This is a genomic window from Novacetimonas hansenii JCM 7643 (assembly GCF_000964405.1).
GTDB lineage: Bacteria > Pseudomonadota > Alphaproteobacteria > Acetobacterales > Acetobacteraceae > Novacetimonas > Novacetimonas hansenii.
The window spans coordinates 1-12,771 of record NZ_BANE01000011.1; the positions used below are offsets into that span (position 1 = coordinate 1).

The 12,771-nt window shown below is 57.4% G+C and carries 9 protein-coding genes; 5 read left to right on the forward strand and 4 right to left on the reverse strand.

Annotated elements, in window-relative coordinates; all coding sequences use genetic code 11:
• Positions 1-244: 244 nt before the first annotated feature.
• Together B7G66_RS00805 and B7G66_RS00810 are read right to left on the reverse strand one after the other, a co-directional pair.
• Positions 245-1,528: a DUF1343 domain-containing protein gene (locus tag B7G66_RS00805; protein ID WP_003619386.1), complete on the reverse strand. Its 1,284-nt coding sequence runs from the start codon at positions 1,526-1,528 to the stop codon at positions 245-247.
• A 33-nt stretch (positions 1,529-1,561) separates the two neighbouring features.
• On the reverse strand, positions 1,562-3,775 hold the full coding sequence (locus B7G66_RS00810; RefSeq protein ID WP_231106198.1) for a beta-N-acetylhexosaminidase: 2,214 nt from the start codon (positions 3,773-3,775) through the stop codon (positions 1,562-1,564).
• Positions 3,776-4,063: 288 nt separating this feature from the next.
• On the opposite strand from B7G66_RS00810, the gene B7G66_RS00815 reads away from it, so the two are divergent.
• Positions 4,064-4,675: a TetR/AcrR family transcriptional regulator gene (locus B7G66_RS00815; protein WP_003619384.1), complete on the forward strand. Its 612-nt coding sequence runs from the start codon at positions 4,064-4,066 to the stop codon at positions 4,673-4,675.
• Positions 4,676-4,929: 254 nt separating this feature from the next.
• Here the strand turns inward: B7G66_RS00815 and B7G66_RS19015 are convergent, their stop codons facing one another.
• On the reverse strand, positions 4,930-5,112 hold the full coding sequence (locus B7G66_RS19015; protein ID WP_080545433.1) for a transposase: 183 nt from the start codon (positions 5,110-5,112) through the stop codon (positions 4,930-4,932).
• A 172-nt stretch (positions 5,113-5,284) separates the two neighbouring features.
• On the reverse strand, positions 5,285-6,643 hold the full coding sequence (locus B7G66_RS00825; protein ID WP_003619378.1) for an NCS2 family permease: 1,359 nt from the start codon (positions 6,641-6,643) through the stop codon (positions 5,285-5,287).
• 498 nt (positions 6,644-7,141) lie between these two features.
• Here B7G66_RS00825 and B7G66_RS00830 point away from each other — a divergent pair, with 498 nt between their 5' ends.
• The 4 genes from B7G66_RS00830 (at position 7,142) to glgB (ending at position 12,770) form a co-directional block, all read left to right on the forward strand.
• Positions 7,142-8,278: an ABC transporter substrate-binding protein gene (locus B7G66_RS00830; RefSeq protein ID WP_003619375.1), complete on the forward strand. Its 1,137-nt coding sequence runs from the start codon at positions 7,142-7,144 to the stop codon at positions 8,276-8,278.
• 39 nt (positions 8,279-8,317) lie between these two features.
• Entirely contained in the window at positions 8,318-9,373 is a 1,056-nt protein-coding gene (locus B7G66_RS00835; protein ID WP_048858764.1) for a FecCD family ABC transporter permease, read from the forward strand.
• Complete coding sequence (locus B7G66_RS00840; protein WP_003619373.1) at positions 9,370-10,155, forward strand: ABC transporter ATP-binding protein; 786 nt, start codon at positions 9,370-9,372, stop codon at positions 10,153-10,155. The genes B7G66_RS00835 and B7G66_RS00840 overlap by 4 nt, the downstream gene beginning before the upstream one ends.
• 377 nt (positions 10,156-10,532) lie before the next feature.
• Positions 10,533-12,770 (forward strand): 1,4-alpha-glucan branching protein GlgB, encoded by a 2,238-nt coding sequence (glgB, locus tag B7G66_RS00845; protein WP_003619372.1) that lies wholly within the window; start codon positions 10,533-10,535, stop codon positions 12,768-12,770.
• Position 12,771: the final 1 nt, after the last annotated feature.

Genomic DNA, 12,771 nt, shown 5'->3' on the forward strand with positions numbered 1-12,771 from the left:
AAAAGGCGGCACCCAAAAACTTTTCTTATTTTTTATCAATGAGTCGTTTGCAAACAATCTCTTAGAAAATATTCCATGAAAGTCTTTGGAATAAAAATTTAAAAAATTATAGCAACGCCTCGCATTTCCCATGCCTCATCAATGGGTCATGTTCAAAAAAACCGACAAATATCCGCACAAAAAGTTTTTGTTTTTTTGTCTGCCGGCATACCGACGATCATGCTGCGCATCCCTTGATCCATATTCAGGAATACAGGATATATTTTTTCCGTATTTCCATAAACTGGACCAACCCTGGCTGCCATGACTGAATAATGGCATCAGGCATCATACCCTGATCCAGTTGATGACGCACCGCATCTGTACCCATGATGAGGTCGAATGTCCGTGCATCTTTCCCCCGCCATGGCACCCCACCCGTCAGATCACGCAGCGTTGAAAGCAGCGTCAGCCCCGTCCGCACGGCATCAAACCGTTCACGCCCGGTAATGATTACCTGCACCCCATGATCCATTACCCCCCGATCCACAAAAGCCGCGGGGGAAAAGGCGACTTCACGAAAAGCAACACCAGCCAGACCGCTTTGCTCCATACGGTCACGCCATGCCGTCGCATCCAGCTTTGGCCCGCCAAGATAAAGAAACGGCATTGCCGTGCCCCGACCAACCGACAGGTTGGTTCCCTCGAACATGCACGTCCCGGGATATGCAATGGCTGTTTGCAACGTTGGCATGTTCGGGCTTGGTGGAATCCATGGCAGGCCGGTCTGGTCAAAAAACATGTCTCGCGTCCAACCCGTCATGGTGATATTTCGCAGCCTTACGGACCGACCGGATATGGTGGGAATGAAACAGGCGTTAAACAGGCTGGCAAGTTCGCAGACTGTCATGCCATGCTGGATCGGGATGGCCTGCCGCCCGATAAAAGAAGCAAAGCGCGGGTCAAGCACCGGGCCACCAACACGAACACCCGAAATGGGATTGGGCCGATCCAGCACCACATAATCGATACCCAGCCGCGCACAGGCCGCCATCGTATCGTAAAGGGTGGAGATATAGGTATAAAAGCGCGCCCCCACATCCTGGATATCAAATACCATCGTATCAATACCAGAACTGCGGATGATCGCATCAAGCCGGGGGCCAGAGACGTCATAAATATCATAGACCATGACACCGGTATTTGGGTCACGGGCCTTTTCTTCTGACGATCCGGCAGGGGCGGAACCACGGAAACCGTGCTCTGGTCCGAATATGGCCTGAAGGTCAACCCCACCATCGGCATGCATGATGTCGGCAATATGGTGCAGGTTGCGGCCCACGCTGGTGGGATTGGCAACCAACCCCACCTTGCGCCCGCGCAGGACCTCATAATGACCGGCGCGCAGCCCTTCGAAACCAGTCACGACGTTATGGGAAACCATACTGCTACAAACGTCGCTTTTCGCAATCGCGCCATGAATTCCCATAAATACGCCCCCACACAGGGCGATCCCGCCCCCCATGACGTCCCTGCGTGACAGCTTCATGGAACCTTCCTTTTCTGACCTGGAATTATTGGATCAATGGGCGTGATTCACCAACGCATGCACACCTGGCAGGATGGCGATCAGAAGGCCCGAAGGCGGAAGTTCATGCGTGTAGGAGGCAACGGCCGTTGCACAGGCGGCAAAGGTGGCATCCTGCGTTGCAAGCAGCTTGTTGACGCGCCTGTGCCAGTGGCGGCCATGGCTGCGATGCTTCCTGATCGCCTCCAGCCCGACACGTGCCACCGCCGCAAGCTGCTGCGACACGGGGCGGGCATCTTGCAACAATGGCGTTGTGGCAACGGCAGCATATCCGGCATCATTGGCCAGATACAGATCCAGCATCTGCTTCAGTGGAGCGGCAAGCTCCTTTTCACCCGCGACATAGCGCGCCGCCATATCGTTGAACTTCATCGCAGCAAAGCTGTCCGGCGCGGCAATAGCCCCCGGGGCGTTGAGCATGGCATCGCCACTATGGGACGCCAGCCGGTTCATGGCGTAATTACGCACGGGATTTGTTACCGATGTCAGCACCGTCAGCGGGCCGACATTGCCCGGTGTCAGGCGTGCGATCATCGCGTTTTCATGCGCGCTGGCCTGCAGGCCCGTTGCTTCAAGCTCGTTCTGGATCACAGGCAGGCGGCGTTCCATATCCGCCACATCACGCACCGAAGCATCAGACCAGAACCGTTCGGCAATCGCGGCCGAGCGCGGCCACAGACGTGCATCGACCATTTCATCGGAAACGATCTCACTCCACAACGGGGCCTCTCCGCCCAGAACCAGCTTCTGTTGCGCGGCATCCAATGGTTTTGCATCCGGGTCCAGCGCAAAGGCGTCGATCATCGGCCCCTGCTTGGGCCGGGCGCGCGCAACTTCCTCTGGCGAAAGCCCGACAGCCCTGGGGTCATACGGATCGACCTTGTAATGCTCTGACGAAGGATTGAGCAGGTCAAGATAATAGCCAGAAGACACAACAACCGGATGCCCCGCCTGCGTTGCCGACCCGATCCATTTTGAACCGCGCCACGTCTCGACCACCACGTCACGGGGGATCGGGGCCTCGCTGACTTCATCCCAGCCCATCATGATCTTGCCCTGCCGTGCAAGGGCACGTTCCACCTGCGCGGTGAACGCAGCCTGTAGCGCAGGGGCATCGGCATAGCCATGCTGTTTCATATAAGCGAGGATGGCAGGATTGTCGTTCCACTGCTTGGGCGATACTTCGTCCCCACCCGAATGGAAATAACGGTCGGGAAACAGACGGCCCATTTCCGCATAAAGTTCGGTGGCGAATTTCAGCGTCTGCGGCTTGGTCGGATCGAACGCCGCATTGTTCAGATTATAGACCTTGTTACAGATCGCCTTGGTCTTGACCGTATTGATGGTGATCGAACAGGGGGACTGACGTTCCTCGGCGGACGGAACATGCTGGGCCGCGAGTTCGGGATAGGCCTCAAGGATCGACAGCGTATGCCCCGGCACGTCGAATTCCGGCACGATGCGGATGCCACGATCCGCAGCATAGGCCACAATCGCGCGCACCTGTGCCTGCGTATAATACTGATTATGCCCTCCCACCTGGTGCAGGCGGGGGAAACGCAGGCTTTCGACCCGGAATCCGGTCCCGTCACTCAGATGCCAGTGCAGGACATTGAGCTTTGTCAGTTCCATGGCATCAAGCTGCCGCTGGATCGTCTCCACCGACATGAAGTGACGCGACACGTCGATCATGATGCCACGCCATGCGAAACGCGGGGCATCGTCGATCGTGGCCTCGCGCATGACCGGGCCCTGGGGTGTGCGCACCACAAGCTGCAACAGCGTCGCAAGCCCGTGCAGCACACCAGCAGGGCCATCTGCATCAAGGCGGATCCCGTTCTGCGCTGTAACGTTCAGGGTATAATGTTCACGTTCCTGCACACTTAGATAAGCGGGGTCGGATCGGCTGGAAATATGCAGCACAACCGGCGCACCACCAGATACGGGAGCCCCGGCGACCTGGGCAAGGCGGCTGGAAAAACGCGCTGCCGCGCGGCGCAGCATCGGTGAAGGGGTACCAGCCCATTCGATGCGAACGCCCCCCGCGATCGCGACATCCTGTCCCGACAGGGATACGGACTGGGGACGCGGCATCAGCGGAACGGACGGCGTATCGGCAAGCGCCGGGGCGCAGAGCGCCGCAAGCAGCGCCATGGAACTACAGGCATTGTGGAGGAAACGACGGGAGCGGTGCAGGATGGGAAGCATCAGGTAAAAATCTTTCCGTTCTGGGGATCTGGGATCAGGCTCCACAAAAAACCGGCTCAGCAGTATGGGCGGCGCTTCATTACTGGCACGCTCCATTTTGTTCGGAAAGTAAAATAAATTACCCCCATCCATATGAATTCGCCCCTCTTTGCGCGGGACGATGGACCGGATGGCATAAAGCTCCATCACAATTCGGCGCTACACCATAAAATGAACTACCAACCTATGAAATATGCTTTATAAAGGTGACTTTGTAATGCACCAAATCGACATGAGGCATAACCGTTCATGCCAACCACCGCTTACTCCGATGGGTCCCGCCAGGGAAAGCGCACCAAGGTACTTCACGCCGCGCAATGGCTGTTCAACCGTATCGGTTATCAGACCGTCAGCGTGGATGCGATACGGGTCCATGCAGGCGTAACCAAGGCCACGGTTTTCCGCCATTTCCCCACCAAGGACACGCTGGTGTCAGAAGCGATCGCCACGCATATTCACCATATTGAGGATGAACTGGCACAGGCGATCAACGCGCAGAAAACACCACTGGCGAAAATCCGGGCCATTTTTGACTGGTATGATGCGCTGTTCAACAGCGACGATTTCCACGGATGCATGTTCATGCATGCCGCCGCTGAATACCGCCGCAGGCATGATGAAATCACGCAGTTGCTACAGGCGCAGAAGGACAGCATGTGCAGTGCGTTCAGCCAGCTCCTGCAATCTGGCGGGATGGAGATCGAAACTGCCACCACTCTGGGGCGTACGCTGTGCATGCTGCTTGACGGGGCGATGGTACAGGCGGAAATGTGCAACAATCACGATGCCGCACGTGAAGCATGGCATGCGACATCACGCCTGCTGCTGTCCCATGGTTTCATGACAGAAGACGACTTCTGATCCCATGATACGTCCCTGATCTCTATCCATGTCATCCGTGCCACAGGCCATGGTTGGTAAGGGGCGGACACAACCGGAAGATATGGGGACCGGCCGATCACATATCGGCCCGCATATGCACCTTGGCCTTCAGGCTTCCTCGGGAATGCTCCAGCGCCTGATGCCTTTTTCGTTCGCTGCCTGCTGATGGGTCTGTATGATAACCGTATCAGACATCAGCGTCTCAAAAATCTTGCCCCAGCCCCGTCATGACACTATCGGCTGAAGCGACGATGTACGGTCTCCCATTTGCCATACTGCTCCGGCACTTCCGTCCAATGCACACCAGAGCGTAAAATACAGAGGCAGCCATTCACAAACAGGCGTCTATCCACCTTATGGCCGCCTGCATCCTCAACTTCATCTGGACGCAGAGGTGCAATCCGTCGCCATTGCACTGTGCTCTCAGCTCCTACTGTTTGATTCCCATCCCCCGTCTTGTGACATGACGTTCAGTGAAACATCCGCATCTATGAATTAAGGGAAATCCTGAATATCGACGGGGCCAGATTTTGATATAGGGATCCTTTAGATACGAATTCATAATAACATATTGAATTTAAAAAAATTCTAACGCTGGAGACCACTTTCAAGACACAGGAAAATGACAAACACGATATCCAGCCCCACAAGCATGGGCGTCAGCCGCCGCCATTGCCGCCGCCCCACAATCAGGATGGTGTGAAGCAGCAGGCCACAAGCCAGCGCAAGCATGAAATTCCCGGTCATAAGGGTAATCACCACCATCAGCAGCGGGGATGTCAGGTCATCAAGGGCCTGTGTCTGGGGTGACACCAGCGTGGATAACATACCCACCCCGACAACAATCAGAACCGGCGCGGTAGCAACAGCGGGAATGGCGGTAATCAGCGGCCAGAAAAATGACGACAGCGCGAACAGCACCGCGACGACCACGGCGCACAGTCCGGTCCGGCCCCCTGCCTCTACCCCCACAAGGGATTCCAGATAGGCCGAAACCGTACTGGTCCCGAGACTGGCACCAATCACACTGGCGGCCCCGTCGGCGCAAAACGCCTTGCGCCCCAGCGGAAGGGGCGCACCATCCGCCCCCTGTGTGGCGCGCTGGGTCACCGCCATCATCGTTCCCGTCGCATCGAAAAAATCACTGAGGAAAAAATATACGGTAACAGGAAACAGGACGAGGATATTCGCGACAAAGCCATGGAAATCAAACGCGAACAGCAGGTGATAGGGATAATGCGGCCAATCGGACATATGCGCGGGAAGCCGCGTCAGCAACCTGCCGTCAGGTCCATGCACAAACAGGCCCGCACAGCTTATCACGACAATCGACACCAACATCGCCGCAGGCACCCGCAGGTATGACAGCACCAGCGCCAGCGCCAACCCACCCAGCGCAAGCTCCACAGATGGTTCCCGCAACAGGCCAAAGGCGAAACCATCATGCGCGGGCACAGCCAGACCGCCGGTTGTCATGCCAATCCGCACGATGAACGCGCCAATGGCGCAACGGATGCCACATACGACCGGTTCGGGAAAACCATCGATGATTTTCTGACGCCAGGAGGTCAGCGCCAACAGCACGAAAACGATCCCACCGAGGAATACCATCGCAAAGGCAACCGCCGGGCTGATCCCCATATGCATTACGACGACCTGCGCAAAGATGATATTGCTGCTCATCGCCGGGGCAAGCGCGATCGGCAGGTTTGCCATCAGCGCCATCAACAGCGTCCCGCATATGGAAGCCACGATGGTCGTCATGATCATGTCATGATGGTCCAGCCCCGCCATCGACAGGATCGCCGGGTTAACCGCCATGATATAGGCCACGGCACCAAAGGTTGTCACACCGGCCACGATTTCCGTTCCCAGCGTCGAACCACGTCGCGTGATGGCAAAATACCGATCCAGCCCCCTGGCCGCATTACGTATAACCTGCCTCATGCCATCATTCTTTCCATCGCCGTTCACCTTCCGCACCGATCGCACATGTTGCGCATTCCGCCCCTATCTACAATGTGCAGCATCGACGTAAAAACCGGAATAAATACCGATCAGGATAGTATGACAGCACCTGCATGACAGGGACATGCTGGGAAACCCGCGACCGCAAGAGGCACGGACTCTGGAGATATAAAATCTCAAAATATTCACGGATAAAGAAAAAATTTCCGGTTTAAAAACAAAAATGGAACAAAATATTCATTATAAAAATTCATCTCCAAAAAACTACTTCATGAATATTTCAGACAACTGTTCCCAGAAATTTTTCATGATCGCATGATGTCCACAACGACCTTCCCCCATCGGGGCACTGACATTCCCCCCTGTCATCACCCTGCACAAATTGACAATGATAACAATTATCATTATCACCACGTCCGGCTATGAAATCCCCGTGCATATGATGATTGCGGGACAGCACAAGGCAGGAAAACCGGCATGAAACGAAATTCCCATCGATGCAGGCGCCTGATGACGGCTCTCCTCGCGGCCATGCCTTTGCTGGGCGGCCTGTGTGGCGTGCAGGCGCACGCCACCACCATCACCGATATGGCGGGCCGGACCGTTGAAATTCCACATGACGTACACCGGATCATCCTTGGCGAAGGGCGGCTGGTCTATGCGCTTGCCCCACTGGAACGCGAACACCTGTTCGATCGCATCGTCGGCTGGCAAGGGGAATTCCGTGGCGCGGACACGCAGAGTTATGACCAGTACGTCGCGCGTTTCCCTGCTGCCGCCAGGATCGCGCTGATCGGCAAGACCACGGCCGATACCGTCAGCCCTGAGAAGGTGCTTGACCTGCATCCCGACCTTGCCATCCTGACGGTTTCCGGCCACGGTCCCGGCGCCTCCAGCGAACTTGTCAACCAGTTGACGGCCGCGCACGTGCCTGTGGTGTTCGTAGATTTCCGGGCCGATCCCCTACGTGATACCATACCGTCCATGCGCATCCTCGGCACTGTCCTGAACCGTGAAGCCGAAGCGCGGGAATATACCGATTTTTATCAATCCCACCTCACACGCATCACCAGAACAGTCGCCACCATCCCGGCGCAGCAACGCCCGAAGGTCTTTATCGAAATGTTGGCGGCAATGCGTGAAAGCTGCTGCCACACTGCGGGCAAAGGCAATATGGGCGCCTTTATCGAGGCCGCGGGCGGCCGCAATATCGCAGCCCCCCTCCTGCCCGGCTATATTGGGGATATCGCGCTGGAAAAAGTGATTGCATCTGATCCCGACATCTATATCGCCGATGGCACCAAAGGGCCAAAGGCAGCGGGACCCGGCCTGCGTATGGGGGCCGATGTTTCGCCCGAACTTGCGCGCTCTTCGCTCAAGATGGTGGAAGACCGTCCTGGCATCTCCACCCTGCGGGCCGTGACCGATGGTCATGCCTATGGCCTGTGGCACGCTTTCTATGACTCCCCTTACAATATTCTGGCGGTGGAAGTGATGGCGAAGTGGTTCCATCCTGACCTTTTTGCGGATGTCGACCCTGAACGGACACAAAAAGAGCTTTATGAACATTTCCTGCCGGTTCCCCAGACAGGCACATTCTGGATCACGCCCTGAGGCCACCACCGCATGAACAGCATCCCCCCCACCCCCATCATGAAACGCGGCATGGACGTGGGGGATATTCATATCCTTTATCGCGCGCTGCTACGGCGGCGCATGATGGTCATGGCGGTGATCATGGGGCTGATCATATGTTCCGTGACACTGGATTTCGCACTTGGCCCGTCAGGACTGTCGCCCACGCGGCTGCTGCATATCCTGCTGCATCCCGGTGATGCCCCTGCGGGCGAAAACGTCATCGTCTGGCAGATCCGCCTGCCTTATGCCCTGATGGCGATATGCGTGGGCGCGGCCCTGGGCCTGTCAGGGGCGGAAATGCAGACTATCCTTGCCAACCCGCTGGCCAGCCCCTTCACGCTGGGCGTATCCGCGGCAGCGGCGTTCGGGGCGTCACTTGCGATCATCCTGCAATGGCATATCCCCGGCGTGCCGGAAACATGGATCATTTCCACCGATGCGTTCCTTTTCTCCATCGGGTCGGTATTCCTGCTCGACCTTGTGTCGCGCCTGCGTGGGTCAGGCACGGGAACGGTTGTCCTTTTCGGCATCGCGCTGGTGTTCATGTTTCACGCCCTTGTCTCCCTCCTGCAGTTCATCGCCAGCGAAGACGCGCTGCAGGATCTCGTGTTCTGGACGATGGGCAGCCTGACGCGTGCAACATGGCCCAAGATCGGCATCCTTGCCACGGCATGTATCCTGATCGCGCCGCTGTCATTTCGTGCGGCATGGCGGCTGACTGTACTGCGCATGGGCGAAGAACGTGCGGCAAGCCTTGGGGTTGATATCCCGCGCGTACGGCGCGCGGCCCTGCTGCGTATCAGCATCCTGTCCGCGCTGGCGGTCTCCTTTGTCGGGACGATCGGTTTCATCGGGCTGGTCGCGCCGCATATCGCACGCCGGCTGCTGGGTGAGGATCATCGTTTCTACCTGCCGGGCAGCATGCTTGTGGGGTGCCTTATCATGTCGCTTTCCTCCGTCGCGGCGCGCAACATCATCCCTGGTGTCATCATTCCCACCGGCATTGTCACGGCCTTGGTGGGGATTCCCTTTTTCCTGACGATCGTATTACGCCGGCAGGGCTTGTCATGACCGAAACCGGATTGCGTGCGCGGCACGTCAGCGTGAATTACGCCCGCCGTACCGTGCTGCATGACCTCAATCCCGCCCTGTTTCCACGCGGCCGGGTATGCGCCCTGCTTGGGCCGAACGGCAGCGGGAAATCAACATTCCTGCGCGCGGTTGCGGGGATCGTGCCATCACCCGCGATCATTACGTTAAACGGTATGGAACTGTCGCGCATACCGCTGGCGCAGCGCACCCGCCATTGCATCTATCTGCCGCAGGCGCTGCCCGCTCCGGTTCACCTTCAGGTTCTGGAATCCCTGATCGCCGCGCATCACGTCAACGGCATGCCTGGGATGGCCGATACAAACATCATTGACGAAGCCCTTGAAATACTCGCCACCTTCGGGATCGAAGACCTCGCCATGCGCTACATGGACGAACTGTCCGGCGGGCAGAGGCAACTTGTAGGGCTGGCGCAGGCGATGGGACGACATCCCGATGCCCTGCTGCTTGATGAACCGCTCAGTGCGCTGGACCTGCATCACCAGTTTTCGGTCATGAAGATCATACATCAGGCAACCATCACACGGGGTCTTGTAACGATGGTCGTGCTGCATGACCTTAATATCGCCGCACGCATGACCGATGACGCCATTGTTATGCGCGATGGGCGCCTGATTGCCGCCGGCCCCACCCGCACGGTCATTTCGCCCGAACTTTTGCAACAGACCTATGGCATTCATGCACGTGTCGAAACCTGTTCGCGCGGCGAACCCTTTATCATGGTGGACGGCACCATCGACTGATGATGTCTCTTTGCGCATGATCCCCTGACAGGGACAATCACATGATTTCGGGTCTCATGATTTTTGAAAGATACCTGAAATTTTTCTGATGTATCGGGACCATAAAAGGACGTGCGTACATAGGATCGCGCCATTCCCTGCTGCACACCCCATGCGCATGCACACAGATTTGTTATCGCATTTCCCCTGCCCCATCCGGTTCTTTTGCCGGGTTTCGCCGTTCTGAGCCTATCGACCGATTGCCCCGCTTCCTATGGGAACCCGGCATGCCGATAAGGCGCCCGCAACCGCCCGGCATGGATCGGCATGCCCATAGCGGCGGTACACCGTTTCCTCTCAACACCGCCCGCCCCTGCCGCGGCACAGGAAAAACGGCCATGACGCAGCATCTTCCCACCCTTTGCACCGGGCATGATGCCGACGGCAGGCTTGCGGCCCTGGTGGCGGGGCGACTGGATGATCCTTTTGCATTCCTCGGCCGACATTGCGGCGATGGAGATGACATCATCCGCGTTTTCATGCCCGGCGCCCGGACGGTCACACTTATCAATGCCGCCCCCGCGCGCGCAACGGGCCGTCACGCACATCTGACACAATGGCCGATGGAACAGGCCCACCCCGGCGGCGTCTTCATCGGCCATATTCCCACCGGCACCCCCTATCGCCTGCGTGTGGCATGGGACAGTGGCATGCAGGAGACCGAGGACGCCTATGCCTTTGGCCCGCTTTTGGGGGATTTCGACCTTCACCTGATTTCCCATGGCGAACATCAGGACCTGTATCGCGTTCTGGGCGCGCATGTCATGGATATTGATGGCGTCGCAGGCGTGCGCTTTGCCGTTTGGGCACCCAATGCGCGCCATGTCTCGGTCGTGGGAAATTTCAATATGTGGGACGGTCGCCGCCATCCCATGCGGCTGCGCCATGACCATGGGATATGGGAACTGTTCATCCCGCGGATCGGCGCGGGCGAAGCCTATAAGTTCGAGATATGCGACGCACAGGGACGCTTACTGCCGTTGAAGGCCGATCCGCTGGCTTTCGCCGCAGAAGTCGCGCCTGCTACGGCCTCCATCGTTGTGCCGTCCATAGATTTCGACTGGTCGGACGACGCATGGATGCGCACCCGCGGCGCACGACAGGACATCGCAGCCCCTGTCAGCATTTACGAGGTCCATGCAGGTTCATGGCGTCATACACAGGCAGGACATGTGAACTGGGATGAACTGCGCCTGACATTACTGCCCTATGTGCTGGAAATGGGGTTCACCCATATCGAACTGTTGCCAATCGCGGAATATCCCTTTGGCGGATCATGGGGATACCAGCCGCTTGGCCTGTTCGCGCCATCCGCCCGGTTTGGTCCCCCTGATCACTTCGCCCGGTTCGTCAATGCCTGCCACATGGCGGGGGTTGGCATCATCCTGGACTGGGTGCCTGCACATTTTCCCACAGACCCGCATGGACTGGCACGCTTTGATGGCAGCGCCCTTTATGAACATGCGGACCCACGCGAAGGATATCATCCTGACTGGAACACGCTGATCTATAACAACGGGCGGCGCGAAGTCAGTGGCTTCCTGATCGCCAGCGCCCTGTTCTGGCTGCGCCAGTATCATATCGACGCCCTGCGTGTGGATGCCGTGGCCTCCATGCTGTATCGCGATTACAGCCGTGATCCCGGCGCATGGGTACCCAATATTTACGGCGGGCGTGAAAACCTTGAAACCATTGCTTTTCTACGTCACCTGAACGCAACAATCGCCGTGCGTTGCCCCGGGGCGATCACGATTGCAGAGGAATCAACCCAATGGCCGGGCGTCACACGCGCGGTAAGCGAGGGCGGCCTTGGCTTTACCTTCAAATGGAACATGGGGTGGATGCACGATACACTGGATTATATGGGACATGACCCGATGTACCGGCGTTATCATCATAATGAAATGACGTTCGGGCTGCTTTATGGGTTTTCGGAACATTTCATCCTTCCCCTTTCCCATGACGAAGTCGTGCATGGCAAAGGCTCCCTCCTGCGGCGTATGCCCGGTGATACATGGCAAAAACATGCCAACCTGCGCGCATATCTTGCATTCATGTGGGGCCATCCGGGTAAGAAACTGCTGTTCATGGGGGGTGAACTGGCGCAGCAGGAGGAATGGAACCACGCGGCACAGCTTGCATGGCAGCAAATGGAAACGCCCGAAGGAAATGGTGTCCGCCGCCTTGTCCAGGACCTCAACCACCTGTACCGCACCTGTCCTGCGCTTCATTTATGGGACAGCTGGCCCGAAGGATTCGTGTGGCTGATCGGCGATGACCGCGAAAACTCGGTCTTTGCATGGGCGCGCCAGGCAGCACATGGCCCCATGGTCATGATCGTGTGCAACATGACCCCCGTGCCCCGTCATGGATACCGTATTGGCGTACCACATGCGGGAACATGGCGGGAAATCCTCAATACCGATGCCAGCCTGTATGGCGGTTCGAATATGGGGAATTACGGCGCCATACAGGCATGTCCCGATGCCGCGCATGGGCATGCCTGTTCCGTTACGGTGTCGCTGCCCCCATTGGGCACGCTGTTTTTCCAGCATGAAGGCGACAGAACCATCTGAA